General features: G+C 74.6%; 27 protein-coding genes and 3 pseudogenes. 21 read left to right on the top strand and 9 right to left on the bottom strand.

Annotated elements, in window-relative coordinates; all coding sequences use genetic code 11:
- Positions 1 to 4: 4 nt before the first annotated feature.
- The 3 genes and pseudogenes from H0S66_RS20335 to H0S66_RS20955 form a co-directional block, all read right to left on the bottom strand.
- Positions 5 to 466, bottom strand: coding sequence for a hypothetical protein (locus H0S66_RS20335; RefSeq protein WP_258017111.1), 462 nt, complete (start codon positions 464 to 466; stop codon positions 5 to 7).
- Positions 454 to 696 (bottom strand): lysine N(6)-hydroxylase/L-ornithine N(5)-oxygenase family protein, encoded by a 243-nt coding sequence (locus tag H0S66_RS20330; protein WP_258017110.1) that lies wholly within the window; start codon positions 694 to 696, stop codon positions 454 to 456. Before H0S66_RS20330 ends, H0S66_RS20335 begins: the two co-directional genes overlap by 13 nt.
- Before the next feature lie 167 nt (positions 697 to 863).
- Positions 864 to 1,289 (bottom strand): annotated as a pseudogene (locus H0S66_RS20955) (FAD-dependent oxidoreductase); the annotation flags it as partial.
- 104 nt (positions 1,290 to 1,393) lie between these two features.
- Here H0S66_RS20955 and H0S66_RS05415 point away from each other — a divergent pair.
- The 7 genes from H0S66_RS05415 to H0S66_RS05385 all read left to right on the top strand — a co-directional run bounded on the left by H0S66_RS05415 (position 1,394) and on the right by H0S66_RS05385 (position 8,330).
- A complete protein-coding gene (locus H0S66_RS05415; protein ID WP_179614482.1) occupies positions 1,394 to 2,287 on the top strand; it encodes a helix-turn-helix domain-containing GNAT family N-acetyltransferase in 894 nt (297 codons plus the stop codon).
- 45 nt (positions 2,288 to 2,332) lie between these two features.
- Positions 2,333 to 3,499 carry an NAD(P)/FAD-dependent oxidoreductase gene (locus tag H0S66_RS05410; protein WP_179614481.1) on the top strand — a complete coding sequence of 389 codons (1,167 nt, stop codon included), beginning with the start codon at positions 2,333 to 2,335 and terminating at the stop codon, positions 3,497 to 3,499.
- Between the two features lie 25 nt (positions 3,500 to 3,524).
- Entirely contained in the window at positions 3,525 to 3,950 is a 426-nt protein-coding gene (locus H0S66_RS05405; protein ID WP_179614480.1) for a hypothetical protein, read from the top strand.
- Between the two features lie 104 nt (positions 3,951 to 4,054).
- Complete coding sequence (locus H0S66_RS05400) at positions 4,055 to 5,287, top strand: MFS transporter (RefSeq protein WP_179617197.1); 1,233 nt, start codon at positions 4,055 to 4,057, stop codon at positions 5,285 to 5,287.
- A 10-nt stretch (positions 5,288 to 5,297) separates the two neighbouring features.
- Positions 5,298 to 5,693 (top strand): MerR family transcriptional regulator, encoded by a 396-nt coding sequence (locus tag H0S66_RS05395; RefSeq protein WP_218876227.1) that lies wholly within the window; start codon positions 5,298 to 5,300, stop codon positions 5,691 to 5,693.
- A 197-nt stretch (positions 5,694 to 5,890) separates the two neighbouring features.
- Positions 5,891 to 7,429: a SulP family inorganic anion transporter gene (locus H0S66_RS05390; RefSeq protein ID WP_258017109.1), complete on the top strand. Its 1,539-nt coding sequence runs from the start codon at positions 5,891 to 5,893 to the stop codon at positions 7,427 to 7,429.
- A 10-nt stretch (positions 7,430 to 7,439) separates the two neighbouring features.
- Positions 7,440 to 8,330, top strand: coding sequence for a YihY/virulence factor BrkB family protein (locus H0S66_RS05385; RefSeq protein ID WP_179614479.1), 891 nt, complete (start codon positions 7,440 to 7,442; stop codon positions 8,328 to 8,330).
- Between the two features lie 78 nt (positions 8,331 to 8,408).
- On the opposite strand, the gene disA is transcribed toward H0S66_RS05385, so the two are convergent.
- Both disA and radA read right to left on the bottom strand, forming a co-directional pair.
- The gene (gene disA, locus H0S66_RS05380; RefSeq protein ID WP_179614478.1) at positions 8,409 to 9,491 is read right to left on the bottom strand and encodes a DNA integrity scanning diadenylate cyclase DisA; all 1,083 of its coding nucleotides are present in this window, start codon (positions 9,489 to 9,491) and stop codon (positions 8,409 to 8,411) included.
- 110 nt (positions 9,492 to 9,601) lie between these two features.
- Positions 9,602 to 11,005: a DNA repair protein RadA gene (gene radA, locus H0S66_RS05375; protein WP_179614477.1), complete on the bottom strand. Its 1,404-nt coding sequence runs from the start codon at positions 11,003 to 11,005 to the stop codon at positions 9,602 to 9,604.
- A 104-nt stretch (positions 11,006 to 11,109) separates the two neighbouring features.
- Between radA and H0S66_RS05370 the strand changes: the two genes are divergently transcribed.
- Both H0S66_RS05370 and H0S66_RS05365 read left to right on the top strand, forming a co-directional pair.
- Complete coding sequence (locus tag H0S66_RS05370) at positions 11,110 to 12,156, top strand: LacI family DNA-binding transcriptional regulator (protein WP_179614476.1); 1,047 nt, start codon at positions 11,110 to 11,112, stop codon at positions 12,154 to 12,156.
- Between the two features lie 36 nt (positions 12,157 to 12,192).
- On the top strand, positions 12,193 to 12,777 hold the full coding sequence (locus H0S66_RS05365; RefSeq protein ID WP_179614475.1) for a hypothetical protein: 585 nt from the start codon (positions 12,193 to 12,195) through the stop codon (positions 12,775 to 12,777).
- A gap of 9 nt (positions 12,778 to 12,786) precedes the next feature.
- Here H0S66_RS05365 and H0S66_RS05360 read toward each other — a convergent pair whose 3' ends face one another.
- The 3 genes from H0S66_RS05360 to H0S66_RS05350 all read right to left on the bottom strand — a co-directional run bounded on the left by H0S66_RS05360 (position 12,787) and on the right by H0S66_RS05350 (position 15,031).
- Positions 12,787 to 13,599 carry a class I SAM-dependent methyltransferase gene (locus H0S66_RS05360; RefSeq protein ID WP_258017108.1) on the bottom strand — a complete coding sequence of 271 codons (813 nt, stop codon included), beginning with the start codon at positions 13,597 to 13,599 and terminating at the stop codon, positions 12,787 to 12,789.
- Positions 13,524 to 14,162, bottom strand: coding sequence for a VOC family protein (locus H0S66_RS05355; protein ID WP_179614474.1), 639 nt, complete (start codon positions 14,160 to 14,162; stop codon positions 13,524 to 13,526). Before H0S66_RS05355 ends, H0S66_RS05360 begins: the two co-directional genes overlap by 76 nt.
- 83 nt (positions 14,163 to 14,245) lie before the next feature.
- Entirely contained in the window at positions 14,246 to 15,031 is a 786-nt protein-coding gene (locus H0S66_RS05350) for a DUF3109 family protein (protein WP_179614473.1), read from the bottom strand.
- 47 nt (positions 15,032 to 15,078) lie between these two features.
- Here H0S66_RS05350 and H0S66_RS05345 point away from each other — a divergent pair.
- The 8 genes and pseudogenes from H0S66_RS05345 (at position 15,079) to H0S66_RS05310 (ending at position 22,003) form a co-directional block, all read left to right on the top strand.
- Positions 15,079 to 16,025, top strand: a pseudogene (locus tag H0S66_RS05345) (Ppx/GppA family phosphatase).
- Positions 16,026 to 16,028: 3 nt separating this feature from the next.
- Positions 16,029 to 16,841 carry a sugar phosphate isomerase/epimerase family protein gene (locus tag H0S66_RS05340; RefSeq protein ID WP_179614471.1) on the top strand — a complete coding sequence of 271 codons (813 nt, stop codon included), beginning with the start codon at positions 16,029 to 16,031 and terminating at the stop codon, positions 16,839 to 16,841.
- Complete coding sequence (locus tag H0S66_RS05335; protein ID WP_258017107.1) at positions 16,813 to 17,547, top strand: ABC transporter ATP-binding protein; 735 nt, start codon at positions 16,813 to 16,815, stop codon at positions 17,545 to 17,547. Before H0S66_RS05340 ends, H0S66_RS05335 begins: the two co-directional genes overlap by 29 nt.
- Positions 17,544 to 18,281 carry an ABC transporter permease gene (locus H0S66_RS05330; RefSeq protein WP_179614470.1) on the top strand — a complete coding sequence of 246 codons (738 nt, stop codon included), beginning with the start codon at positions 17,544 to 17,546 and terminating at the stop codon, positions 18,279 to 18,281. Before H0S66_RS05335 ends, H0S66_RS05330 begins: the two co-directional genes overlap by 4 nt.
- A 35-nt stretch (positions 18,282 to 18,316) precedes the next feature.
- On the top strand, positions 18,317 to 19,267 hold the full coding sequence (locus tag H0S66_RS05325) for a proline dehydrogenase family protein (protein WP_179614469.1): 951 nt from the start codon (positions 18,317 to 18,319) through the stop codon (positions 19,265 to 19,267).
- A 43-nt stretch (positions 19,268 to 19,310) separates the two neighbouring features.
- Positions 19,311 to 20,117, top strand: coding sequence for a pyrroline-5-carboxylate reductase (gene proC / locus H0S66_RS05320; protein WP_179614468.1), 807 nt, complete (start codon positions 19,311 to 19,313; stop codon positions 20,115 to 20,117).
- Between the two features lie 168 nt (positions 20,118 to 20,285).
- Positions 20,286 to 21,026, top strand: a complete 741-nt coding sequence (locus tag H0S66_RS05315) for a mycothiol-dependent nitroreductase Rv2466c family protein (protein WP_179614467.1) — start codon at positions 20,286 to 20,288, stop codon at positions 21,024 to 21,026.
- A gap of 50 nt (positions 21,027 to 21,076) precedes the next feature.
- Positions 21,077 to 22,003, top strand: a complete 927-nt coding sequence (locus H0S66_RS05310) for a haloalkane dehalogenase (RefSeq protein WP_179614466.1) — start codon at positions 21,077 to 21,079, stop codon at positions 22,001 to 22,003.
- An 18-nt stretch (positions 22,004 to 22,021) separates the two neighbouring features.
- On the opposite strand, the gene trpS is transcribed toward H0S66_RS05310, so the two are convergent.
- Complete coding sequence (gene trpS / locus H0S66_RS05305; protein WP_180923803.1) at positions 22,022 to 23,029, bottom strand: tryptophan--tRNA ligase; 1,008 nt, start codon at positions 23,027 to 23,029, stop codon at positions 22,022 to 22,024.
- A 211-nt stretch (positions 23,030 to 23,240) separates the two neighbouring features.
- On the opposite strand from trpS, the gene H0S66_RS05300 reads away from it, so the two are divergent.
- The 4 genes and pseudogenes from H0S66_RS05300 to H0S66_RS20325 form a co-directional block, all read left to right on the top strand.
- The gene (locus H0S66_RS05300) at positions 23,241 to 24,434 is read left to right on the top strand and encodes an acetoin utilization protein AcuC (protein WP_258017106.1); all 1,194 of its coding nucleotides are present in this window, start codon (positions 23,241 to 23,243) and stop codon (positions 24,432 to 24,434) included.
- Positions 24,435 to 24,614: 180 nt separating this feature from the next.
- Positions 24,615 to 24,821 carry a helix-turn-helix domain-containing protein gene (locus H0S66_RS05295; protein ID WP_179614463.1) on the top strand — a complete coding sequence of 69 codons (207 nt, stop codon included), beginning with the start codon at positions 24,615 to 24,617 and terminating at the stop codon, positions 24,819 to 24,821.
- Positions 24,822 to 24,956: 135 nt separating this feature from the next.
- Positions 24,957 to 25,058: a 30S ribosomal protein bS22 gene (locus tag H0S66_RS05290; RefSeq protein WP_008356322.1), complete on the top strand. Its 102-nt coding sequence runs from the start codon at positions 24,957 to 24,959 to the stop codon at positions 25,056 to 25,058.
- Positions 25,059 to 25,147: 89 nt separating this feature from the next.
- A pseudogene (locus H0S66_RS20325) lies at positions 25,148 to 25,777 on the top strand (NAD-dependent epimerase/dehydratase family protein); the annotation flags it as partial.
- Positions 25,778 to 25,953: the final 176 nt, after the last annotated feature.

Raw genomic sequence — 25,953 nt, 5'->3', positions numbered from 1 at the left:
GCGACTACGCGTACGTCGGCGCCGCGCCGCACACACCGGTCTCGGGCAGCACCAGCTCGACCCGGTCGGCGGCCTCCTGGTCGCCGGCGATCTCGGCGACCACCGAGCGGACCTGCTCGCAGCCGGTCATGGTCAGGAACGACGGGGCACGCCCGAAGGACTTCATCCCGACGATGTAGAGGCCCTGCTCGGGCTGGCGCAGCACCGAGGCGCCGTGGGGCGAGACCGAGCCGCAGGAGTGGTGCTCGGGGTGGATCTCGGGGGCCAGCAGCCGTGGCGCGCCCAGCTCGGGGTCGAGGTCGAGGTGCACCTCGCTGAGCCAGGAGTGGTCGGGCCGGAAGCCGGTCACCGCCACCACCTCGTCGACGTCGCCGACCTCGCGGCCGTCGAGCGAGCTCAGCACGAGGCGCCCGGTGCGCTCGTCGCGCCGCACCGCGCTGGTGCGGAACCCGGTCACGGTCTCCACCCGCCCGGACTCCGCGACCGCGCGGGCGTGGTCGCCCAGCGCGCCCGGGCCTCGAGCTCGTCGGCGTCGCCGCCGCCGAAGGCGTGGCCCACGTCGCCGCGGCGCAGCAGCCAGGTGATCCGGGTGGCCGGCTCCTGCTCGGCCAGGCGGCCCAGCGCCACCAGCGCGTTCTGGGCCGAGGCGCCGGCGCCGGCGACCACCACGTGGCGACCGGCGAGCCGGGCGCGCACCGCGGGTCGTCGACGTCGGGGACGGCGTACGTCACGTGCTCGGCGTGCTCGCGCTCGCCGGGCGCGGGGTAGCCGTCGGTGCCCAGCGGGCCGGGCCGCCCCCAGGTGCCGGAGGCGTCGACGACGGCGGCCGCCGTGAGCACCTCGTGCCCGCCGGGGGACTCCACGTGCACCGCGAACGGCACCCGGTCGCGCTCACCGGCGACGAGCAGGTCGCGGCCCCGGCGCGCCACCCCGGTGACACGGTGGCCGGTGCGGACCTCGACGCCGGCGGCGACCAGGGCCGCCGCGAGCGGACGCAGGTAGCCCTCGACCCACTCGGCGCCGGTCGGCGGTGCGGGGTCGGCCGGCCGGGTCCATCCGGTCGGCGCGAGCAGCCGTGCCGCGGCGTCGTCGACCAGCTCCGACCACGGCGAGAACAGCCGCACGTGGCCCCACCCGGCCACCGCCGCGCCCGCCGCCGCCCCGGCCTCGAGCACCACGACGGGGAGGCCGCGCTCGTGGGCGTGGGCGGCGGCGGCCAGACCGACCGGGCCGGCGCCGACGACCACCAGGGGCTCGGCGGGGGTGGGCTGCAGGTGCGGGGCGGGCATGGGTGCTCCTCAGGAAGGATCGATGACGGTCGATGGAGACTGTATCGACAGATGTCGATATGTTCAACCATCGATCCGGATCGATCGACGGCTAGCCTGGGCGCATGACGCTCCTCGACGCGACCACCGCGACGACGTACGCCGAGTGGTTCGCGACGCTGGCCGACCCGACCCGGGTGCGGCTGCTGCACGCGGTCGCCTCGGCCCCCGCCGGCGCGCTGCGGGTCGGCGACCTGGCCGTTGCCCTGGGCATCAGCCAGGCCACCTGCTCCCACCACGTGCGCCGGCTGGCCGAGCTCGGCTTCGTCGTGGTCGACAAGGTCGGCACCGCCAGCCTGGTCTCGGTCAACGCGGCCTGCTGCACCGGGCTCCCGCACGCCGCCGACGTGGTGATGGGCACCCTGGCCGCGCGGCCGTGCTGCCCCGAGGACCTGCCCGGTGACGTGCGCACCCGGGCGATGACCGAGGACGACCTGCCACGGGTGCAGGAGATCTACGCCGAGGGCATCGCGGGGCGCCAGGCCACCTTCGAGACCGAGGTGCCCGCGCTCGACGCGCTGCGCGAGCGCTGGCTGCCGGGGCACCGCTGGGTCGCGGAGCTGGTCGGGGACGACCCGGACGACGACGCGGAGCCGGGCCGGGTGGTCGGCTGGACCGGGGTCTCGCCGGTCTCGGCGCGCGCCTGCTACGCCGGCGTCGGCGAGACCACCGTCTACGTCGCCGCCGACGCCGGCGGGCGCGGCGTGGGCCGCGCGCTGCTGCACCGCCAGGTCACCGAGGCCGACGCGGGCGGGCTGTGGACGCTGCAGGCGGTCGTCTTCCCCGAGAACCGTGCCAGCCTCGCGCTGCACCGCAGCGCCGGCTACCAGGTGCTCGCCGTGCGCTCGCGCATCGCGCGCCTCGACGGGCGGTGGCGCGACACGGTGCTGCTCGAGCGGCGCCGGGCCGACGACCCCGACGAGCCCGACGAGCCTGCCGACGGGCCCACCGACGCCTGAGCGACCGCCCGGGCGGGTGGGGGAGCGGCTGGTTGGGTGGGACCCATGTCGACATCTGCGCCCCCCACCGGTGCCGAGCACGTCCAGCAGGTCGCACCGGTCGCCGCCGGGGCCCCCGAGGTGGCCGTCGTCGGCGCCGGCATCGTCGGCCTCAGCACCGCCTACGCCCTGCTGGAGCGCGGCGTCGAGGTGCGGGTCTACGAGCACGGCGAGCCCGGCAACGGCCAGTCCGGCGGGGTGTCGCGGATCTTCCGGCACGCCCACGACGACCCGCGGCTGGTGGCGGCCGCGCGCGCCAGCCGCGCGGCCTACCGCGAGTGGGGCGAGCGGCTGGGCGTCGAGATGGTCTCGCCCGACGGGGCGGTGGCGATCGGTCCGGCCGTCGACGACCACCTCCCGCTGCTGCAGGACGCGGGCGTCGCCGCCCGACGCCTCGACGCCGACGAGCTGGCCCGCCGGGTGCCGCTGCTGACCGGCTTCGACGGCCCGGCGATGTGCGACGAGGAGGGCGGGTCGATCCGCACCACCGCGACGGTCGCGGCGCTCAGCGCCGCCCTGGGCGACCGGGTGGTGCGCGACGAGGTGCTCGCGGTGCGACCCCTCGGCGGCGGGCCCGCCGGGCAGCGGGTCGAGGTCCGCAGCGGCGGCCGCACCGACACCTACCGCCGCGTCGTCGTCTGCGCCGGTCGCGGCACCCCCGCCCTGGCCCGCACCCTGGGCCTCTCGCTGCCGGTGACCCAGGCCGCGCACGTGCGGCTGACCTTCGCGGTGCGCGGCGAGGCGCCCGGCACGCTGGCCACGCTCCAGGACTCCAGCGGCGTCTTCGGCGAGACCGGCGTGTACGCCGCCGCGGCGCCCGGCAACGCGTCGTACGGCGTGGGGCTGAGCCAGACCACCCCGGCCCGCGACGACGCCAGCATGCCGGTGCCGGGCGGGCTCGACGAGCTCGCGACCCGGGCCCGCGACTACGTCGCCCGGGCCCTGCCGGGCCTCGACCCCGACCCCGTCGACGTGCGGCACTGCTGGGTGACCACGCTGCCGTGGAGCGACGACGCGATGGCGGTGTGGGAGGCCGACGGGGTGCTGCTGCCGGTGGGCCACAACCTCTACAAGCAGGCGCCCGGGCTCGGGCGGCGCCTGGCCGCCGCGGCGGACGGGGAGGGGCTGGAGGACTGGCTGCGGCCGGAGGCCCGGCTCGGACTCCCGGGATGAGCGGGCGGTCTGCGAGGCTGGGGCCATGACCTCGTGGCGTGACGACGTGAGCAAGACCGTGCTCGGCGAGATGGACGGGCTGCTCGACACCGCCCTGCGGTCCGCGAAGGACCGCCTCGACGCCGACGACGTGCTGGTCCCCTTCGTGCAGGTCGTCGAGGACGACGGCACCGAGAGCGCCCGCCTGGTCGAGATCGTCGAGGACGTGCGCCCCGACCAGCTGCTCGAGGAGCTCTTCGAGAAGCTTCGCGCCGAGCGTGACCAGGTGCGCTGCGTCGCGGTCGTCTTCGACGCCATCGTCGGCGGCGCCCGCGCGGTGCAGGTGCTGCTCGAGCACCGCAGCCCGAAGACGCCGGCGCTGGTGCTCGCCGTGCCCTACAAGGCCCAGAAGCGCCGCCACCAGCTCGGCGAGGTGCGGGCCGCGGAGGGCGAGCGGCGGATCTGGCCCTGACGACCCTGACCCCGCTACTGGGCCCGCGCTACCGGGGTGCCACCGCCGGCTCGGTCGCCCTGGTCTTCCTCGCCGCCTTCGAGGCGCTGGCGGTCGCGACGGTGATGCCGAGCGTCACCCGCGACCTCGACGGGCGGGCCTGGTTCTCGGTCGCGTTCTCGGCGACCCTGGCCGCCAGCGTCGTGGGCATGGTCGCGGTGGGCCAGTGGTCCGACCGCCGCGGGGCGGTGCGCCCGCTGCTGGTCTCGGTCGCGCTCTTCGGGCTCGGCCTGCTGGCCGCGGGCCTGGCCCCGACGATGCTGCTGCTGGTCGTGGGCCGGTTCCTGCAGGGCCTGGGCCTCGGCGGCATGGTGGTGGCGCTCTACGTGCTGGTCGCGCAGGTCTTCGACCCCGTCGACCGGCCCCGCATCCTGGGGCTCTTCGCCGCCGCCTGGGTGCTGCCCGGGCTGGTCGGCCCGTTCCTGGCCGGCGTCGTGGCCGACACCCTCGGCTGGCGCTGGGTCTTCCTGGGCGTCGTGGTGATCGCCGTGGCCGCGCTGGCGCTGCTGGTGCCGACGCTGCGGGCCGTCGAGCCGCCCGAGGCCGCGCCCGCGCGCCGCGGCGGCGGCGTACGACGCCTCGGGCTGGCGGTCGCGGTCGCGGCGGCGGTGGTGGCGCTCAACCTGACCGGTGCCCTGCCCGGACCCGCCCGCGCCGGGGTGGCCGCGGTCGCGGTCGGCCTCGCGCTGGTGGCCGTGCGGCCGCTGCTGCCGCGCGGCACCCTGCGCGCCGGGCGCGGCGTACCGGCCGTCATCGCGCAGCGCGGCCTGGTCGGTGGCACGTTCTTCGCCGCCGAGGCCTACCTGCCCTTCCTGCTCCAGGAGCAGTACGCCGCCGCCACCTGGGTCAGCGGCCTGGTGCTGACCGTCGCCACGCTGGGCTGGGCCGGGGCCTCGCACGTGCAGGGGCGCCTGGGCGAGCGGCTGCCGGACGAGGCGGCGCTGCGCCTGGGCGCCGCGGTGCTGGCCGCCGGCATCGTGGTGGTGCTGGTGGTGGCGGCGCTGGCGCTGCCCGGCGTCCTGGTCGGCGCCGGCTGGCTGGTCGCGGCGGCGGGCATGGGCCTGATGTACCCGCGGATCACCTCCACCGTCCTGGCCCGCACCGCCGTGCACGAGCGCGGCACCGCCTCCTCGGCGGTCACGATCAGCGACTCGGTGGGTGCGGCCGTCGCGGTCGCCGTCGCGGGACTGGTCTTCACCGCCGTCGGCACCGCCGCCGACCGGTCGGCCTTCGTGGCGGTGCTGGCGCTCTCGGCCGGGCTCGCCGCGGTGTCGGTCGCGGTCTCGCGGCGGGCCTAGACTCCCCGCCGTGGCCGCACACATGCAGATCGGCGAGGTCGCCGCGCTCACCGGGCTGAGCCTGCGCACGCTGCGCTACTACGAGGAGGTCGGGCTGGTCGCGCCGTCGGCGCGCTCGGCCGGCGGTTTCCGGCTCTACACCGCCCTCGACGTGGACCGCTTCGAGCTCATCAAGCGGATGAAGCCGCTGGACTTCTCCCTCGAGGACATGCGCGGGCTGCTCGGGGTCGTCGACGCGCTCGACGCGGACCCCGACGAGGACGAGCGGGCCCGGCTGCTGGGCGAGTTGGAGTCGCTGCGGACCGCCGCCGAGCAGCGGGTCGACGCCCTGCGCACCCGGCTGGCCTGGGCCGAGGAGTTCGCCGCGGGGCTCGACGAGCGGGTGCGCGCCCACCGCGAGCGGTGAGCCGTCTCACCGCCCGAGCGCTGGTCGCGGATGCCCACTCTCCCGTCACGTCAGGGTAGAGTCGCCGCGTCGGTCGACGCGTCACGCACGCCCACGGGCCGCCACCGCTCGCCCGTCGAGCACCCACCGACCTCCCCGCGGCCAGTCGCAGCGCAGCTCCCGGCCGTCGTACCGCCACCACCGCCCAGGAGTCCTGAGTGAGCAACGACCCGTCCGACCAGTCCTCGCTGCTGCAGCCGTCCGTGGCGCTGCCGCCGGCCGAGACGCACACCGTGCGCGGCGCCCTGCGCCGCCCCTCCGTCCTGCGCCGCGAGGTCGTGGCCGGCCTGGTGGTGGCGCTCGCGCTGATCCCCGAGGCGATCTCGTTCTCGATCATCGCCGGCGTCGACCCGCGCCTGGGTCTCTTCGCCTCCTTCACGATGGCCGTCTCGATCGCCTTCCTCGGCGGTCGCCCCGCGATGATCTCGGCCGCGACCGGCGCCATCGCGCTGGTGATCGCGCCGGTGGCGCGCGACTACGGCGTGGACTACCTGATCGCCACCGTGATCCTCGGCGGCGCCATCCAGATCGTGCTCGGCTTGCTCGGCGTGGCCAGGATGATGCGCTTCATCCCGCGCTCGGTGATGGTCGGCTTCGTCAACGCCCTGGCGATCCTCATCGCGATGGCCCAGATCCCCTACCTGGTCGACGTGCCGTGGCTGGTCTACCCGCTGGTGGCCTTCGGCGTCGCGGTCATCGTGCTGCTGCCGCGCGTGACCACCGCGGTGCCCTCGCCGCTGGTCGTCATCGTCGCCGTCACCGCCGCCGCGCTGGCCGCCGGCTGGGCGCTGCCCGACGTGGGCGACGAGGGCGAGCTGCCCGAGACGCTGCCCGCGCTGCTGGTCCCCGACGTGCCCTTCACCCTGACCACCCTCGAGATCATCGCGCCGTACGCGCTGGCGATGGCGCTGGTGGGCCTGCTCGAGTCGCTGCTGACCGCCAAGCTGGTCGACGACATCACCGACACCCACTCCCCGAAGACCCGCGAGGCCTGGGGCCAGGGCGCGGCCAACATGATCACCGGCTTCTTCGGCGGCATGGGCGGCTGCGCCATGATCGGCCAGACGATGATCAACGTGAAGGCCTCGGGGGCCCGCACCCGGATCTCCACCTTCTCCGCCGGCGTGCTGCTGCTGGTGCTGGTCGTCGGCTTCGGCGACCTGGTCGCGCAGATCCCGATGGCCGCCCTGGTCGCGGTGATGATCATGGTCGCCGTCGGCACCTTCGACTGGCACTCGATCTCGCCGCGCACGCTGCGCCGGATGCCCAAGAGCGAGACCACCGTGATGGTCTCGACCGTCGTGGTCACCGTGACCACCCACAACCTGGCCATCGGCGTCGGGGTCGGCGTGCTGGTCGCGATGACCCTCTTCGCCCGCCGGGTGGCCCACCTGGCCACCGTGGAGCGCGAGCTGGTCGAGGTCGAGGGGCGCCCGCAGGCGCGCTACACCGTCACCGGCGAGCTGTTCTTCGCCTCCTCCAACGACCTCTACACCCAGTTCGAGTACGCCGACGACCCCGAGCACGTGGTCATCGACATGGCGGCCTCGCACGTGTGGGACGCCTCGACCGTCGCTGCGCTCGACTCGATCACCTACAAGTACGAGCGCAAGGGCAAGACCGTGGAGATCCACGGGCTCAACGAGCAGTCGCTGCACATGCACGGTCGGCTGAGCGGCAACCTCGCCGCGCACTGACGTGCACCCGGTGCTGCGGCGAGGCCGCGACCGCTCGGTCGCGCTGGTGCGGGTGCTCGGCCACGAGGTCGCCAAGGACCGGGTGGCCGGGCTGGCCGCCGAGATCGCGTTCTTCGCGGTCCTGAGCATCTTCCCGGCGCTGCTGATCGCGGCCGGGCTGCTGTCCTACCTCGAGGCGCTGGTGGGTGCCGAGGTCGCCGCGCGCACCGAGGCCCGCGTCACCGACGCGCTGGCGCTGGTGCTCACCGACCGCGGGGCGCCGGTGCTCGACTCGGTGCAGGCCGTCTTCTCCGGCGAGTACGGCGGCCTGCTCACCGTCGCCTCGCTCGGTGCGCTCGTCACGCTGTCGGGCGCCTGGGCGGTCGTCGTCCAGGCGCTCAACCTGGCCTACGACAGCGAGGAGCACCGCCCCTGGCTGCGCCGCCGGCTGCTGGGCCTGGGGCTGGGGCTGATGACGGTCGTGGTCGTGGTGGTCGCCCTGGCCGTCGTCGTGGTCGGCCCGCTGCTGGGCCGCGGCTCCGACGTCGCCGACGTCGTGGGGCTGGGCGGCGCCTTCGAGGCCTTCTGGGACCTGGCCCGCCTGCCGCTGCTGTTCCTGGTGCTGGTCGGCTGGCTGGCGCTGGTCTTCCACCTCGCGCCCAACCGGCGTACGCCCTGGCGCGCGGCGCTGCCCGGCGCCGTGGCCACCACCCTGCTGTGGCTGGGCGCCAGCGCCGCCTTCGGCCTCTACCTGCGCACCCTCGGCGAGGGCAACCCGCTCCTGGGCGTCTTCGGCGGCGGGGTCGTGGTGCTGACCTGGATGTACCTGCTCGCCCTGGCCCTGCTCCTCGGCGGCGAGCTCAACGCGCTGCTCCACGACGGCAAGCACCGCCCCCGTGAAGTTTCATCGGGTACCCGATGAACCTGGTGCCGCCTGGCTGAACCTTCAGCCAGGTGCCGCGAGTTCCAGCGGGTACCCGATGAAACTCCCGCGGGCGGCTCAGACGTAGCGCTCGAGGATGGTGGACTCGGCGAGGCGGGAGAGGCCCTCGCGGACGCTGCGGGCGCGCAGCTCGCCGACGCCCTCGACGGCCTGCAGGTCGTCGATGCCGGCGGAGAGCAGCTTCTGCAGGGTGCCGAAGTGGTCGACGAGGCGGTCCACGACGGTGGGGGGCAGGCGCGGGACCTTGGCCAGCAGGCGGTAGCCGCGCGGTGCGACGGCGCCGTCGAGGTGCTCGCCGTTGCCCAGGCCCAGGACCTTGGCGGTGGCGGCGGGGTCGACCAGGGCGGTGGGGGAGAGCGCCTCGAGCTGCTGGAGCAGCTCCTCGGGCGTCGAGGCCTTGCGCCCGGCGGGCAGGTAGTCGCGCACCACCAGCTCGCGCTCGGTGTCGACACCGGTGATGAGCTCCTCCAGCTGCAGCGACAGCAGCCGGCCGTCGGTGCCGAGCTCGAGCACGTAGTCCTCGATCTCGCGGGCGATGCGGGTGACCATCTCGAGGCGCTGGGCCACCACGGCCACGTCGCGCACGGTGACCAGGTCCTCGATCTCGAGGGCCGACAGGGTGCTGGAGACCTCGTCGAGGCGCAGCTTGTAGCGCTCCAGGGTCGCCAGCGCCTGGTTGGCGCGCGAGAGGATCTGGCCGACGTCCTCGAGCACGTGGCGCGTGGAGCCGACGTACGCCGCGATGATCTGCATCGACTGCGACACCGAGATCACCGGGAAACCGGTCTGGCGGGCCACCCGGTCGGCGGTACGGTGCCGGGTGCCGGTCTCCTCGGAGGGGATCGTGTGGTCGGGCATCAGGTGCACCGCGGCGCGCACGATGCGGGTCAGGCCCGCGTCGACGATGATCGCGCCGTCCATCTTGGCCAGCTCGCGCAGGCCGGTGGCGGTGAAGGGCACGTCGAGGTCGAAGCCGCCGGTGCTGATCTCGTCGACCCGCTCGTCCTGGCCGATCACGATGAGGGCACCGGTACGCCCGCGCAGGATGCGCTCGAGACCGTCGCGCAGCGAGGTGCCCGGCGCGATCGAGGCCAGCGTCTCGCGCAGGCGCAGCAGGTCGTCCGAGCGTTCGGCGGGCACGCGTTCCTCCAAGGGGGGAGCAGGGCGGTCGGTCCACCCCTACCCAGCGAGTCTAGAGCGGTGCGCCGGGGTGCGCGTCATCATTCCGGCCGGGGTCGCTCGCCGGTGGCTCAGCCCGGCCGGTCGGTCAGGCGCAGCACCTCGAGGGCGCTGGCGATGCCCGGCACCTCGAGGACCCGCATGCCCTCGATCTCGCGCGGGGCGCCCACCCCCTGGCCGCGGCGGCCCGGCTCGGTGGGCACCACCGCGTGGCGGAAGCCCAGCCGCGCCGCCTCGGCGACGCGCTGCGGCAGGTCGCGCACCCGGCGCAGCTCGCCGGCCAGACCCAGCTCGCCGATCGCCACCACGCCGGTGGGCGGGGCGATGCCCAGGTGGGAGGAGACGAGCGCGATCGCCACCGCCAGGTCGCTGGCCGGCTCGTGCAGCCGCGCCCCGCCGACGGTGGAGGCGAAGACGTCCTGCGCGGAGAGCCGCAGCCCGCAGTGCCGCTCGAGCACGGCGAGCACCATCGCGACCCGGGAGCCGTCGAGCCCCGAGGTCGTACGCCGCGGCCGGTCGAGCGGCGAGGTGGTCACCAGGCCCTGCACCTCGGCCAGCATGGGGCGGCGGCCCTCCATGGAGACGGCCACGCAGGTGCCGGGCACCCGGCCGTGGTGCTGCTCGACGAACAGGCCGGTCGGGTCGGCCACGGCGCTGATGCCGTCGGGCCCGAGGTCGAAGCAGCCGACCTCGTCGACCGGCCCGAAGCGGTTCTTCATCGCGCGCACCATGCGGAAGCGGGAGTTGCGGTCGCCCTCGAAGTGCAGGACCACGTCGACGAGGTGCTCGAGGACCCGCGGCCCGGCGATCGCGCCGTCCTTGGTGACGTGGCCGACCAGCACGGTGGTGATCCCGCGGGTCTTGGCGACCCGGATCAGCGCGGCGGCGACCTCCTTGACCTGGGTGACGCCGCCGGGGACCCCGTCGACGCCGGAGGCGCCGATGGTCTGCACCGAGTCGACGACGATGAGCTCGGGGCGGGTCTCCTCGATGTGGGTGAGCACCGCGCCGAGGTCGGTCTCGGCGGCCAGGTAGAGCTCGTCGTGCACCCCACCGGTGCGGTCGGCGCGCAGGCGCACCTGGGAGGCCGACTCCTCCCCGGTGACGTAGAGCGTGCGGCGCTGGTAGCGCGCGGTCTGGGCGGCCACCTCGAGCAGCAGGGTGCTCTTGCCGACGCCGGGCTCGCCGGCCAGCAGGATCGCGGCGCCGGGCACCAGCCCGCCGCCCAGCACCCGGTCGAGCTCGGGCACCCCGCTGGTGCGGAAGCCGGCCTCCTCGACCGAGACCTGCCCGATTGGCACCGCCTTGGTGGTGACCGGGGAGGCGGCGGTGCGCAGCGCGGGCGCGGCGGCGGCCTCGGCGACCGAGCCCCACGCCTGGCACTCGCCGCAGCGGCCCACCCACTTGCCGGTCTCCCAGCCGCACTCGGAGCAGCGGTAGGTGGGCCGGGCGGCACGTGCGGGGGACTTCGCCATGGGGCGCACGCTAGGCCAGGGCACCGACAGCGCCGGGCGCCCGTCGTGGTTACAGTGCTCCTGTCGGACTTGGAACGATCAAGAAGTCGCACGAGGGGGTGGCCGTGTCCCGCACCAGCGCTCGTACGTCGGCGCTGCCGCCCACCCTGGCCGACGTCGCGGAGCGCGCCGGGGTCTCGCGGCAGACCGTCTCCAACGCGGTCAACAACCCCGACCTGCTGCGCGCCGACACCCTGCTGCGGGTCCAGCAGGCCATCGCCGACCTCGGCTACCTGCCCAACCGCGCGGCCCGCAACCTGCGCACCCGGGCCTCCCACCTGATCGGCCTGCGCATCCAGGCCGTCCAGGAGGGCACCGCCAACGCCACGATGGACCGCTTCGTGCACTCGCTGGTCGAGACCTCGCGCGAGGCCGGCTACCACGTGCTGCTCTTCACCGGCGACCCCACCGACCCGCTCTCGGGCTACGACGACCTGCTGCGCTCGACCGCGGTCGACGCCTTCGTCGTCACCGACACCTACCTCGGCAACCCGCAGGCCGAGTGGCTCGACAGCCGGCGGGCCCCGTTCGTCGCCTTCGGCCGCCCGTGGGAGAACCCCGAGTCCACCCACGCCTGGGTCGACGTCGACGGTGCGGCGGGCTGCGAGAGCGCCGCCCGCCACCTGCTCGACAAGGGCCACGAGCGGATCGCCTGGATCGGCTGGCGCAAGGACTCCCGCATCGGCGAGGACCGCCGCGCGGGCTGGCACCGCGCGATGAAGCAGGCCGGGCTGTCGACCTCGGGCCTGGCCTCCCGGGTCGAGGACACCGTGGCCAGCGGCGCCGAGGCCAGCGAGGTGCTGCTCGACGAGGCCGCGCCGACCGCGTTCGTGTGCGCCTCCGACACCCTGGCGATGGGGGTGCTGCAGACCCTCGACCTGCGCGGGCTGCGGGTCGGTGACGACGTCGCCGTCGTGGGCTTCGACGACTCCCAGGTCGCCCAGGTGGTGCGCCCCGGGCTGAGCTCGGTGCGCCAGCCGCTCGAGGACGTCGCGATCGAGGTCGTCACCGCGCTCGAGGGCCTGCTCGGTCGCCCCCGGGTGGCCCAGCAGGGGGTGTTGCTCACCCCGTCGCTGGTGGTCCGCGACTCCTCCGGACCCGACCGCCGCTGAGCGAGGGCTGTCGGCGGCCTGTGCCACCGTGTCGCCATGACCGGGTGGCGGATGAGCTGGGGCGACGACGAGAGCGGCGACCGGGGTGACGCGTCCTCAGGCGTCGACCTCGAGCCGCGACCGGTCCCGCCCGGCGCGGTCCGGCTGGTGCGCGTCGTCCTGCACGGCTTCCACGCCCTGCCCGCCGACCCGCTGCTGGTGATGTGGGACGACCACCGCTGCGCGGTGCGGCTCCCCGACGGCCGGCTGCGCTGGTACGCCGACCCCGAGCGGCAGGCCCACCCCCGCGACGGCTCGATCGTGGTCGAGGAGAGCGGCGTCTTCCCCCGCGGCAACCGCGCCATGGACGCACTCGTCGTGCGGTCCCTGCTCGACCTGGTGGAGCGGGTGAACGCCGACGAGGTCGTCGCGGTCGACCACGACGGGCTGGTCCGCCTCCGCGGCGAGCACGACGACAGCAGCGCCGAGGTCGTGACCTGCCCGGGGACCGGGGTCGTGCTGCGGGCGTACGGCCAGCAGGGACGGGCCGCCGGGTGGCGCCTGGAGGTCCTCGGCAACCGGTTGGTCGAGGGGCACCCCGAGCTGCTCGAGCCCGTCGACGTCAGCCCGATGCCCGGCTGAGCGTCCGGCTCAGAAGCGGCGCCACCACACGTCGACGGCGTACTCCACCTCGGTGCCGCCGCCGGCGGCCCGGTGCTCGGCGAGCGCCTGCTCGGCCGCGGGGCCGGGCAGCTCGATGCGCACCACCGCCTCGAGGTCGGCGGGGGAGTCGAAGGACCAGCGGGTCAGCACCGGCTCGCGCCGCCAGCCGTGCGCGGCCCAGAACTCCCGCTTCACCTCGGGCGCGGGGTGCTCGGGGAAGCCGCGGGCGAACCACGCCCCGAAGGTCGAGCGGCTCGCGTCGTTGTCGATCACGTACGCCGCCGCCCCGGGGCGGGCGACCCGGGCGAGCTCGGCCAGACCGGGCTCGCAGCCGGGGCCGAAGAAGTAGGCCCAGCGCGCGTGCACCACGTCGATGCTCGCGTCGGGCAGCGGCAGGGCCTGCGCGGTGCCGCCGAGCACCGTGACCCCCGCTGTCCGGCGGGTGCGCCGCGTGGCGATGGCGCGCAGGTCGGGGTGCGGCTCGACCCCGGTCACCGACGCGGCGGTGCGGGCGAGGCGACCCAGGTGGAAGCCGGTGCCGCAGCCGAGGTCGAGCACGTCGCGCCCGGCCCAGCCGCCGAGCCGCTCGATGGCGGCCTCGACCAGCCCGTCGGGGTCGAAGGCGTGGTTCTCGACCTCGTAGGTGTCGGTGTGGTGCCAGATGTTGGGGCTCGGGCGGGTGCCCTCGGGCAGCCCGGGTGTCGCCGGGGGCCCAGGGGTCGTGCTCAGAGCCGGACCAGGCCGCCGGGGGTCTGGATCTGCACGGCGATCACGCCGGGGGTGCCGTGCGGGGCGACCCACTCGACCTTGACGTCCTCGAGGGGTGCCTCGACCGGCTCGCCGAGCCACTCGCTGACCCGCAGCGGGTCACCGGCGATCTCGAGGCAGGCCAGCGCGTAGGAGTCGTCGGCGCCGTGGCTGGGGTGCAGCTCGGCGGGCACCTCCCACTGCAGGAAGAACGGCAGCTGCGGGTCGGCCATCAGCCCGTTGATGCCGATCTGCTTCCAGCGCAGCTCGGTGCCGTCGGGGCGGTGCCGGCTGCCCTGCGCGGCCTCGCGGCCCAGGCGCTGCTCGGCGACCGAGATGTCGTCGACCGCGACGGCCCAGCCCAGCCAGCCGCCGCCGAGCGCCGAGCGGGCGCGCACGGCCTGGCCGAAGGGGGCCTTGTCGGAGGCGGGGTGGTCGAGGACCTCGACGATCTCGAGGTAGGTGTCGCCCGCGAGCGGCAGCACCATGTTGCGGGTGCCGAAGCGGGGGTGGATGCCGCCGTCGGTGAAGTCGCGGCCCAGCAGCCCGCCGATGCGCTGCGCGGTGCTGGCGAGTCCGTCGGGTCCGGCGGCGTAGGAGAGGTGGTCCAGGCGCATACCCACGATTGTGAACTCCGCAAAGACGTGCCTCGACGGCGGGGTCGGTTCTCTCGACGTCGAGAGTCCGGTGCCGCCCGGGGTCAGCGCGGGTCGGCGGGGTGCAGCGCCAGCGCCGAGCGGGAGCGCAGGTGGGCCTCGCAGTGGCGCACCAGCTCGTCGTACGCCGCCGCGCCCATCAGCTCGCGCAGCTCGGCCTCGTTGGTGACGTAGACCGGCTCGATGGACACGTGGGCCTCGGTGTTGCCCGAGCAGTACCAGTCGAGGTCGTGGCCGCCGGGGCCCCAGCCGCGGCGGTCGTACTCGCCGATGCTGACCTCGGTGTACTCGGTGCCGTCGGTGCGCTCGACCTCGCGGAAGGTGCGGCGGATCGGCAGCTGCCAGCACACGTCGGGCTTGGTCTCGAGCGGGTGCAGGTCGAGGTCGAGGGCCAGGCCGTGCAGCGCGCACCCGGCGCCGCCGGGGCCGGCCTCGGGGTCCTCGGGCGCGAAGCCGGGACGGTTCTGGAAGATGCAGGCCTGCTGGCCGTCGACCTCGGTGACCCGGGTCTTGCGGGCGCCCTCGTCGTCGAGCTCGACCCAGTCGTCGCGGCCCACCGCGCGTCCGGGGTGCTGCTGCCACTGGTGCGGGGAGAGCTGCTCGACGAAGCCGGCCACCCGCTCCTCGTCGGCGTCGTCGGCGAAGTGGGCGCCGAGCGTGCAGCACCCCACGTCGGGGGCGTCGGCGAAGATGCCGGGGCAGCCCTGGCCGAAGATGCAGGTGTAGGAGGACGTCAGCCAGGTGAGGTCGCAGCGCAGCACCTCGTCGTGGTCGTCGGGGTTGACGAACTCGACCCAGGCGCGGGGGAAGACGAGGTCCACTTCGGGCACCGGCACACCCTACGTTCCCGGGCGGGCCGGGGGAGTACGTTGGTCCCATGCGGCTGGGCGTCCTCGACATCGGCTCGAACACCGGGCACCTGCTGGTGGTCGACGCCCACGGTGGCGCGGCGCCGCTGCCGGCGTACTCCTACAAGGAGCCGCTGCGCCTGGCCGAGCACCTCGTGGTCGAGGGGCCCGACGAGGGCGCGGTCTCCGAGGCGGGTGTCGAGGCGCTGACGGCCTTCACCGCCCAGGCCCTCGCCGTGGCCGAGGACAAGGGCTGCGAGGACATGCTGGCCTTCGCGACCTCCGCGGTGCGCGACTCGGCCAACGCCGACGAGGTGCTCGACCACGTCCACGCGAGCACCGGGGTGCGGATCGCGGTGCTCTCGGGCGAGGACGAGGCGCGCCTGACCTTCCTGGCCGTACGCCGCTGGTTCGGCTGGTCGGCAGGCCGGCTGGCCGTCTTCGACATCGGCGGCGGCTCCCTCGAGATCGCCGGCGGGCCCGACGAGGCGCCCGACGTGGCCTGGTCGCTGCCGCTGGGCGCGGCGCGCCTGCCCGGGCCCACTTCGGGGACGGGGCGCCCGACGAGGAGGCGATCCGCGAGCTGCGCCGCCGCATCCGCGCCGAGATCGCCCGCGACGCGGGCCACCTGCTGCGGGCCGGCTCGCCCGACACGGCCGCCGCCACCTCCAAGACCTTCCGGTCCCTGGCCCGCATCTGCGGGGCCGCCTCCTCCTCCGAGGGGCCGCTGGTGCCGCGCGCGCTGCCGCTCGAGGCGCTCGCGGAGTGGATCCCCAAGCTGGTCGCGATGGACCACGACGAGCTGGCCTCGCTGCCGGGCGTGTCGGCCAGCCGCGCCCACCAGGTGGTGCCCGGCGCGCTGGTGGCCGAGGCCTGCATGGACATCTTCGACCTCGACGAGCTCGAGATCTGCCCGTGGGCGCTGCGTGAGGGCGTCATCCTCGAGCGGCTCGACCAGCTCAGCGTCCTGGGCTGAGCCGTGAGCAGCGCCCGCACCCGCATCGGCCTGTCCACCTCCTCGGTCTACCCCGAGTCGACCGCCCACGGCTTCGCCTACGCCGCCCAGCTGGGCTACGACGCCGTCGAGGTGATGGTCGGCATCGACGCGTTGAGCCAGCAGACCGCGGCGGTCCGGCAGCTCTCCGAGCACCACGAGATGCCGGTCTGCGCGGTGCACGCCCCGTGCCTGCTCTTCACCCAGCGGGTGTGGGGCACCGAGCCCTGGGGCAAGCTCGAGCGCTCCGCCGAGATGGCGCACGCCGTGGGGGCGCGCACCGTCGTGGTGCACCCGCCGTTCCGCTGGCAGAAGGAGTACGCCCGCGGCTTCGTCGACGGCATCGCCGCCCTGGAGGAGTCGACGGGGCTGGCGTTCGCGGTCGAGAACATGTACCCCTGGCGGGCCCAGGTGACCTCGCGCGCCGGCGCCGGCATGGAGATGTACCTGCCGGGCTGGGACCCCTCCGCCGAGACCTACGCCTCCACCACCATCGACCTCTCGCACGCCGCGATCGCCGAGGACGACCCGGTCGAGATGGCCCGGCGGCTCGGCGACCGGCTGCGCCACGTGCACCTCACCGACGGCACCGGCTCGCCCAAGGACGAGCACCTGGTGCCCGGCCGCGGCGGCATGGACGCCGCGGGCTTCCTGCGCCACCTCGCCGGCAACGGCTTCGACGGCGACATCGTGCTCGAGATCAACACCCGCCGCTGCGACACCCGCGAGGAGCGCGAGGCCGACCTGCGCGAGTCCCTGGAGTTCGCCCGTGAGCACTTCGCGGTCCCTGCCCTCTGAGCCGCCGGTCGCGGAGGTCGCCGGCCTCGTCGTACGACGAGGTGGGCGCGCGGTGCTGCAGGGCCTCGACCTGCGGGTGGGCCACGGGGTTACCGGCCTCCTGGGCCCCTCGGGCAGCGGGAAGTCGACGCTGATGCGCGCCCTGGTCGGCAGCCAGCTCGTCAGCGCCGGCACCGTCACGGTGCTCGGCCACCCGGCCGGGAGCCCGGCGGTGCGCGGCCGCGTCGGCTACGCCACCCAGTCGGCGGGGGTCTACGACGACCTCAGCGTCGCCGAGAACCTCGGCTTCTTCGCCCGGGTGCTGGGCGTCGGCGGCACCGAGGTCGAGCGGGTGCTCGAGGTCGTCGACCTGGCCGAGCAGCGCGACGCGGTGGTCGGACGGCTCAGCGGCGGGCAGCGGGGCCGGGTCGGGCTGGCGGTGGCGCTGCTGGGCAGCCCCGGGCTGCTGGTGCTCGACGAGCCGACGGTGGGCCTGGACCCGGTGCTGCGGGCCCGGCTGTGGGGCCGCTTCCACGAGCTGGCGGCGGCGGGCGCGGCGGTGCTCGTCTCGAGCCACGTGATGGACGAGGCCGAGCGCTGCGACCGGCTGCTGCTGGTGCGCGAGGGGCGCCTGCTCGCCGAGGACACCCCGGCGGGCCTGCGCGAGCGCACCGGGGCCGGCACCGTCGAGGACGCCTTCCTGGCGCTGGTGGAGGAGGGGCGGTGAGGGCGCGCGTCACGGTCGCGGTCGCGGCCCGGGTGCTGACCCAGCTGCGCCGCGACCACCGCATGATGGCGATGCTGCTCCTGCTGCCGACCCTGCTCGTGGTGCTGCTGTGGTGGATGTTCTCCGACGTCGATCCCGAGGTCTTCGACCGCGTCGGGCCGGCGCTGCTGGCGATCTTCCCCTTCACCGTGATGTTCCTGGTCACCAGCGTCACCACGCTGCGCGAGCGCGCCGGCGGCACCCTGGAGCGGCTGATGGTGGCGCCCACCGCCCGCCTCGACCTGCTCGGCGGCTACGCCCTGGCCTTCGGGCTGGTCGCGGTGGTGCAGTCGCTGGTCACGGTGCTGGTCAGCGCCGGCCCGCTCGGCCTGGAGGTCGCCGGCCCGGTGTGGATGCTGGTGCTCGTCGCGGTCGTCGACGCCCTGCTCGGCACCTCGCTCGGGTTGTTCGTCAGCGCCTTCGCCCGCAGCGAGTTCCAGGCCGTGCAGTTCATGCCGGCCGTGGTGATCCCCCAGCTGCTCCTCTGCGGGCTCTTCGTGCCCCGCGACGCGCTGCCGCCGGTGCTCGCGACCGTCTCCGACGTGCTGCCGCTGTCCTACGCCGTGGACGCGATGAGCACCCTGTCGACCTCGAGCGGCACCGGCGCGGCGTGGCGCGACCTGGCGGTGGTCGCCGGGTTCGCCGTGGCGGCCGTGCTGCTCGGGGCGGCGACGCTGCGGCGTCGTACCGCCTGAGGCGGTGGCTGGGGCGCCGACGTAGCCTGCTGCCCATGGCCCTTCTCCGGCAGCCGCTGCTCCTGCTCGCCCGCAGCCAGCAGGTCAAGAACCTCGTCAGCACCCTGCCGGTCTCGGCCGGCATCGTCCGCGGCTACGTGCCGGGGGAGGCCACCGCCGACGCGGTGCGCGCCGCCGGCGAGCTCGCCGCCGACGGGCTGGCCTCGACCCTCGACTTCCTCGGCGAGGACACCGAGGACCGCGCGCAGGCCGACGCCACGGTGGCGGCGTACCTCGACGTGCTCGGCGCGCTGGGCTCCGAGGGCCTGGCCGGCGGCAGCGAGGTCTCGCTCAAGCTCAGCGCGATCGGCCAGTTCCTCCCCGCCGACGTCGCGCCCGAGGGCGGGCACCGCGTGGCGCTGGAGAACGCGCGGACCATCTGCCGCGCCGCGCGCAACGCCGGCACCACGGTCACCCTCGACATGGAGGACCACACCACCACCGACTCGACGCTGGCGATCCTGCGCGAGCTGCGCAAGGACTTCCCCGAGACCGGCGCGGTGCTGCAGTCCTACCTGCACCGCACCGAGGACGACTGCCGCCAGCTGGCCTACGAGGGCTCGCGGGTGCGGCTGTGCAAGGGCGCCTACGCCGAGCCGGAGTCGGTGGCCTACCAGGACCCGCTCGAGGTCGACCGCTCGTACGTGCGCTGCCTGAAGGTGCTGATGGAGGGCCAGGGCTACCCCATGGTCGCCACCCACGACCCGCGCCTCGTCGAGATCGCGACCTCGCTGGCCGGCCGCTCCGCGCGGCCCCAGGGCAGCTACGAGTTCCAGATGCTCTACGGCGTGCGGCCCGACGAGCAGCGCCGGCTCGCGGCCAGCGGCGAGACGGTACGGGTCTACGTGCCCTACGGCCAGGAGTGGTACGGCTACCTGATGCGCCGCCTGGCCGAGCGCCCGCAGAACCTGGCCTTCTTCGCGCGGTCGCTGGTCTCCAAGAAGTGACTCCTCCCCGCGCCGTGGGCCGCGGGCTGGGAGGATGGGCGCCATGACCTCTCAGACCGCGATCATCGGTGCCGGCGTGATGGGTGAGGCCCTGCTCTCGGGCCTGGTGCGGGCGGGGCGCCGCGTCGACCGGCTGATGGTCGGCGAGAAGCGCGCCGAGCGCGCCCACGAGCTCGAGGAGCGCTACGGCGTCGCCGTGCTCGACAACCGCAGCGCCGCCGAGAAGGCCGACACCGTGGCACTGGTCGTCAAGCCGCAGGACATGGGCGACCTCCTCGACGAGATCGCCCCGGTGCTGCGGCCCGGCGTCCTGGTCGTCAGCCTCGCCGCCGGCATCACCACCGCCTTCATCGAGGCGCGGGTCCCCGAGGGCGTCGCGGTGGTGCGGGTGATGCCCAACACCCCCGCGCTCGTCGACGAGGGGATGACCGCGATCTCGCCGGGCTCGCACTGCACCGAGGCCGACCTCGCCGAGGTCGAGACCCTGATGTCGTCGGTCGGCAAGGTGCTGCGCATCCCCGAGCGCCAGCAGGACGCCGTCACGGCGATCAGCGGCTCCGGGCCGGCGTACATCTTCTTCGTCGTGGAGTCGATGATCGAGGCCGGCGTCCACCTCGGGCTGCCCCGCAGCACCGCCACCGACCTGGTCATCCAGACCCTCGTGGGCAGCGGCCGGATGCTGCAGGAGACCGGCACCCACCCCACGGTGCTGCGCGAGCAGGTCACCTCCCCGGGCGGCACCACCGCCTCGGCCCTGCGCGAGCTCGAGGTGCACCGGGTCCGCGCCGCGTTCCTGGCCGCCATGGAGGCCGCCCGCGACCGCTCCCGCGCCCTGGCCCAGGGCAGCTGACCGGCTGCTGGCGGCCCTGCATGAGTCCCCGGCTGACCGGGTACTCCTGCACTTGTCAGGTGTTGCAACACCCACCAAGTGCAGGAGTCACCGGCTGACCGGGGACTCATGCAGCCGCCCCTGGACAGGTGGTGGTGGGGCCGACCGGGGTGCTGGCAGGGTGGAGGCATGACTGACACCGCGGCGCAGCCGCACGTCCGGTTCTGGTTCGACCCCGTGTGCCCCTTCGCCTGGATGACCAGCAAGTGGGTCCGGATGGTCGCCGAGCAGCGCGAGCACGAGGTGGAGTGGCGCTTCATCTCGCTGCGCCTGCTGAACTCCCACATCGACTACGACTCCCACTTCCCCGCGGAGTACGAGGCCGGCCACACCTCGGGGCTGCGCCTGCTGCGGGTCTGCGCGCGGGCGCGCGACGAGCACGGCCCCGACGCGGTGGCGCGGCTCTACCCCGCGATCACCTCGCGGATCTTCGACGTCGACCCCGCGACCTCCAGCGGCGGGATGCCCGACGGCGAGCGGGCCCAGGAGCTGCTGCACGCCGCCCTCGAAGAGGCCGGGCTGCCGGCCGAGCTCGCCACGGCCTTCGACGACGAGTCGTACGACGCGCAGCTGCAGGCCGAGACCGACGAGGCGCTCGCGCTGACCGGCAAGGACGTCGGCACCCCCATCCTGCACATCGCCCCGCCCGAGGGGGCCGCGTTCTTCGGTCCCGTGATCAGCCGCCTGCCCGGCGAGGAGGAGGCGGGTGCGCTGTGGGACCACGTGGTCGGGCTGGCCACCTTCCCCGGCTTCGCCGAGCTCAAGCGCAGCCTGCGCGAGCTGCCCCAGCTGCGCGCCCTCGGCGTCGACGAGGACGAGGCCGGCGTCCAGGAGGACTGGCACGGCGGCTCGCGCCGCCAGAAGAAGTAGCACCCGCCCCGCCCGCACCCGCCCCGCCCGCACCTGCCTCGAGGAGACCCGTGAAGACCCTGCGCACCCCCGACGACCGCTTCGCCGACCTGCCCGACTTCCCGTGGCACCCGTCGTACGCCGAGCTGACCGACCCCGACGGCGGCGACGAGCCGGTGCGGATGGCCTACCTCGACGTCGGCCCCGAGGAGGGCTTCGACGACGCCCCGGTCGCGCTGCTCCTGCACGGCGAGCCGACCTGGTCCTACCTCTACCGCCACGTGGTCGGGGTGCTGGCCTCGGCCGGGGTGCGCTGCATCGTCCCCGACCTGATCGGCTTCGGTCGGTCCGACAAGCCCACCCGCACCGAGGACCACAGCTACGCCCGCCACGTCGAGTGGGTGCGCGAGCTGGTCGTCGACGACCTCGACCTGCGCGACGTGACGCTGGTCGGGCAGGACTGGGGCGGGCTGATCGGGCTGCGCCTGGTCGCCGAGCACCCCGACCGGTTCGCCCGCGTCGTGGCCGCCAACACCGGCATGCCGACCGGCGACTTCGACATGCCGGAGATCTGGTGGCAGTTCCGCCGCGCGGTCGAGAACGCCCCCACCCTCGACGTGGGCCGTTTCGTGGAGTCCGGGTGCGTGCGCGGGATGAGCGAGCAGGTGCGCGCGGCGTACGACGCGCCGTTCCCCAGCCAGGACCTCGTCGCCGGCCCGCGGGCGATGCCCGGGCTGGTGCCGACCAGCACCGACGACCCGGCCACCGAGGCCAACCGGGCCGCCTGGGAGGTGCTGGGGCGCTGGGAGAAGCCGTTCCTGGTCGCCTTCTCCGACTCCGACCCGATCACCGGGGCGATGGGGCCGCTGATGAAGAAGCTGGTGCCCGGCACCCGCGAGGTCGAGCACCCGGTGATCGAGCGCGCCGGCCACTTCCTGCAGGAGGACGCCGGCGCCGAGCTCGGCCACGCCGTGGCCGACTTCATCGCCGCGACCTGAGCCGGGCCCCGGCCCGGGTCACAGCCCCATCGCTGCCTCGGCGGCCGCGAGCGGGGGCGGGGTGACCCGGCGGCAGCGTGCCTCCCCGGCGGCGTACGCCGCCTCGAGGGGGCCGGGGTCGGCGGCCAGCTCGGCGTGGCGGCGCTGCAGCGGCTCGAGGACGCCGACGACGGCGTCGGTGACGGCGCGCTTGAGCGCGCCGTAGGTGCTGATGCCGTCGGCGGAGCCGCCGCAGGCCGCCAGCACCTCGAGCAGGTTGGTGACCCCGGGCTTGGTGTCGCGGTCGGCGCGCACCGCGTCGGGCCCGGTCTCGGCGTCGGTGACGGCGCGGGCCACCTTGCGGCGCACGACGTCCGGCGGGTCCAGCAGGGCGACGACCCCGGACAGCTCGGTGCTCGACTTGCTCATCTTCTCGGTGGGGCGCTGCAGGTCCATCACCCGTGCCCCCGTCGGCGCCACGACGACCTCGGGCACCGTGAAGACCTCGCCGTAGGTGCGGTTGAAGCGCAGGGCGAGGTCGCGGGCGAGCTCGACGTGCTGGCGCTGGTCGTCGCCCACCGGCACCTGGGCGGGCCGGTAGAGCAGGATGTCGGCAGCCATCAGCACCGGGTAGGTGAGCAGTGCGGCCCTGCTGGACCCGTTGGCCCGACGCCGCTGCTTGAACTGGATCATCCGGCCCAGCTCGCCGCTGGAGGCGACGCACTCGAGCAGGAACGCCAGCTGTCGGTGCGCGGGCACCCGGCTCTGCACGAACAGGGTGCTGCGCTCGAGACCGACCGCGAGCAGCAGCCGCGCGAGGTCGCTGCTGCGCTCGCGCAGCAGCCGCGGGTCGTGGCCGTCGGTCATCGCGTGCAGGTCGGAGACCCCGACGAAGCAGTCGTGGGCGTCCTGGCCGGCGACGAGCGGCCGCAGCGCGCCCAGCAGATTGCCGAGGGTCGGGGTCCCGGACGGGGTGAGCAGCGAGAGCCGCCGCGCGGTGGAGGTCGTGGCGATGGTGGCCGTGGTCGTGGGGGTGGTCGTGGACATGTCTGCTCCTGGAGGTGGGTGTGCCCACGCGCGGTGCAGGTCCGGAGATGACGAACGGCCGCCCGTGGGCGGCCGTGGGATGAGGGTGTGCTCGATCGGTGGTCCGCCGTCAGGCGGCCCACCACTGCGACGAGGTCGTGGAGGTGATCAGCACGTGAGCACGGTAGCGCCTGCGCGTGTCCGACGTCACCCGGGCGGTAGCGTCGCGGTCGTGCTCGCCTGTTCCGGACCCTCCAGCGTCGTCTTCGACGCCCGCCTCACGGAGTACGACTTCGGCGCCGGCCACCCGATGTCGCCGGTGCGCGTGGACCTGACCATGCGCCTGGCCCAGGGCCTCGGCGTGGTGGGCGGCCCGCAGGGGTTGCGGACCGTGCCGGCGCCGGTCGCGGACGACGACCTGCTGGCCACCGTGCACGAGGCGTCGCTGCTCGAGGCCGTGCAGGACGCCGGTCGCCACGTCCGGCCGCGCCTCGACGTCGGGCTGGGCACCGAGGACAACCCGGTCTTCGCCGGCATGCACGAGGCCGGCGCCCACGTGGTGGGCGCCACGGTCGAGGCCTGTCGCCAGGTCTGGAGCGGGGAGTCGCTGCACTCGGCCAACATCACCGGCGGGCTGCACCACGCCATGCCCGACCGGGTCAGCGGGTTCTGCGTCTACAACGACATCGCGGTCGGCATCCGCTGGCTGCTCGACCAGGGCGTGGAGCGGGTGGCCTACGTCGACATCGACGTCCACCACGGCGACGGCGTCGAGAAGATCTTCTGGGACGACCCGCGGGTGCTGACGGTCTCCCTGCACGAGACCGGCCAGATCCTCTTCCCGGGCACCGGGTCGGCGCAGGACCTGGGCGGACCCGGCGCCGAGGGCAGCGCCGTCAACGTCGCGCTTCCTCCCGGCACCTCCGACGCCGGGTGGCTGCGCGCCTTCCACGCCGTCGTGCCCCCGCTGCTGCGGGAGTTCTCCCCGCAGGTCCTGGTCACCCAGCACGGGTGCGACTCCCACGCCGACGACCCGCTGGCCCACCTGATGCTCTCGGTCGACGGTCAGCGGATGGCCCACCACGCCCTGCACGACCTGGCCCACGAGGTGGCCGACGGCCGGTGGGTCGCGCTGGGCGGCGGCGGCTACGAGCTGGTCTCGGTGGTGCCGCGCTCGTGGACCCACCTCCTGGCGGCCGTGCGCGGCACGCCGCTCGACCCGGACACCGCCACCCCCGACGCCTGGCGCGAGCACGTGCAGCGACTCCTGGGCCAGGTGGCGCCGCGGCGGATGACCGACGGCGTCACCCCCACCTACCAGGACTGGTCCGAGGGCTATGACCCCGACACCTGGCTCGACCGCGCGGTGCAGGCCACCCGGGTGGCCGCCTTCCCCCTGCACGGGCTGGACCCGCAGGCTTGGTGACGGCGGCGCGGCGTGCCCCATCTGGGTGACATGCAAGCCGACACGCCGACAAAACTCAGGTCACTTCAGGTTTCCTCTTCCCCACGAGTCACTCCAGGCCCTATTCTCACCACTGCGTGGCCGTGGAGTCGCCGGCGGGGAAGCCGGCGGACGTGCCGCCCAGGAAGTCGGTGCAATCTCATGGTGACCAGCTCCTCCGGAGACATCTCCGAGGCCAAGTTCCTGACCGTTGCCGAGGTGGCCGCGATGATGCGGGTCTCGAAGATGACGGTCTACCGCCTCGTGCACAACGGAGAGCTGCCCGCCGTCCGGGTCGGCCGCTCGTTCCGCGTGCGCGAGGAGGACGCGAACGAGTACATCCGCAAGTCCTTCTACGACGCCGGCTGAGCCGCCGCACGCGCCCCGCGCCCGCTCTGCGGCCGCCGAGGCGGACGCGATTCTCCGAGCCCGGCACCGGCCCAGTAGGCTGTCGGCGTCCTTCGCGCCTCTGCGCGGGACCACCAGCTGGGAAAGGAACAACCTGTGGGTTCGGTCATCAAGAAGCGGCGCAAGCGCATGGCCAAGAAGAAGCACCGCAAGCTGCTGAAGAAGACGCGCGTCCAGCGTCGCAAGCTCGGCAAGTAGTCGCGGGCCACCGCGCGGGCCACGGGTCCGCGCCGGTGGCGCACCACCTCCTACGTCGTCGGTAGTTCTCGAGGGAATCGGGCGCGAGCATGGGCAAGGTCGTCCTGGTCACCGGGGTCTCACGTGACCTCGGGCGCCGTTTCGCGCGCTCCCTCGCCGCCGACCCCGCCGTCTCGCGGGTGATCGGCGTCGACGTCGTGCCGCCCCGCGGCGACATCGGCGAGGTCTCCTTCGTGCGGGCCGACATTCGCACCCCGGTGATCGCCAAGGTGATCGCCAAGGAGGACGTCGACACCGTCGTCCACATGAGCGTCATCGCCACCCCCGGCAGCGCCGGGGGTCGGGGCACGATGAAGGAGCTCAACGTCATCGGGACGATGCAGCTGCTGGCGGCCTGCCAGCGCGCGCCCGGCGTGCGCGACCTCGTCGTGAAGTCGACGACCACCGTCTACGGCGCCAGCTCGCGCGACCCCGCGATGTTCACCGAGGAGATGGAGCCGCGCCGCGCCCCGCGCGCCGGCTACGCCAAGGACGTCGCCGAGGTCGAGGCCTACGTGCGCGGCTTCGCCCGTCGCCGCGGCGACGTGCGGGTCACCCTGCTGCGCTGCGCCAACGTGGTGGGTCCCCACGTCGAGAGCCCGCTGACCTCCTACCTGCGCCTGCCCGTGGTGCCCACGGTCGCCGGCTACGACCCGCGGCTGCAGCTGTTGCACGAGGACGACCTCTTCGCCGTCCTCCAGCACGCCGTGACCCACGAGGTCGCCGGCACCTTCAACGTCGCCGGCGACGGGGTGCTGATGCTCTCGCAGGCCCTGCGCCGCCTGCGCCGCCCGACCCTGGCGCTGCCCGGCTTCGCCGTCGGCTCGCTCGGCTCGGCCCTGCGCTCGGCCCGGGT

The organism is Nocardioides marinisabuli, assembly GCF_013466785.1.
GTDB lineage: Bacteria > Actinomycetota > Actinomycetes > Propionibacteriales > Nocardioidaceae > Nocardioides > Nocardioides marinisabuli.
Note: the sequence above shows the minus strand (reverse complement) of the source record. Positions and strands in the feature narration are given on the sequence as shown.

Coding starts and splice junctions, on each gene's coding strand:
- H0S66_RS05295 (WP_179614463.1), top strand. CDS start 24,615: ATGGTGACCAGCTCCTCCGGAGACATCTCCGAGGCCAAGTTCCTGACC.
- radA (WP_179614477.1), bottom strand. CDS start 11,005: ATGGCGAAGTCCCCCGCACGTGCCGCCCGGCCCACCTACCGCTGCTCC.
- H0S66_RS05405 (WP_179614480.1), top strand. CDS start 3,525: ATGACCTCGTGGCGTGACGACGTGAGCAAGACCGTGCTCGGCGAGATG.
- H0S66_RS05415 (WP_179614482.1), top strand. CDS start 1,394: ATGACGCTCCTCGACGCGACCACCGCGACGACGTACGCCGAGTGGTTC.
- H0S66_RS05400 (WP_179617197.1), top strand. CDS start 4,055: ATGCCGAGCGTCACCCGCGACCTCGACGGGCGGGCCTGGTTCTCGGTC.
- proC (WP_179614468.1), top strand. CDS start 19,311: ATGACCTCTCAGACCGCGATCATCGGTGCCGGCGTGATGGGTGAGGCC.
- H0S66_RS05325 (WP_179614469.1), top strand. CDS start 18,317: ATGGCCCTTCTCCGGCAGCCGCTGCTCCTGCTCGCCCGCAGCCAGCAG.
- H0S66_RS05315 (WP_179614467.1), top strand. CDS start 20,286: ATGACTGACACCGCGGCGCAGCCGCACGTCCGGTTCTGGTTCGACCCC.
- H0S66_RS05355 (WP_179614474.1), bottom strand. CDS start 14,162: ATGCGCCTGGACCACCTCTCCTACGCCGCCGGACCCGACGGACTCGCC.
- H0S66_RS05410 (WP_179614481.1), top strand. CDS start 2,333: ATGTCGACATCTGCGCCCCCCACCGGTGCCGAGCACGTCCAGCAGGTC.
- trpS (WP_180923803.1), bottom strand. CDS start 23,029: ATGTCCACGACCACCCCCACGACCACGGCCACCATCGCCACGACCTCC.
- H0S66_RS05365 (WP_179614475.1), top strand. CDS start 12,193: ATGACCGGGTGGCGGATGAGCTGGGGCGACGACGAGAGCGGCGACCGG.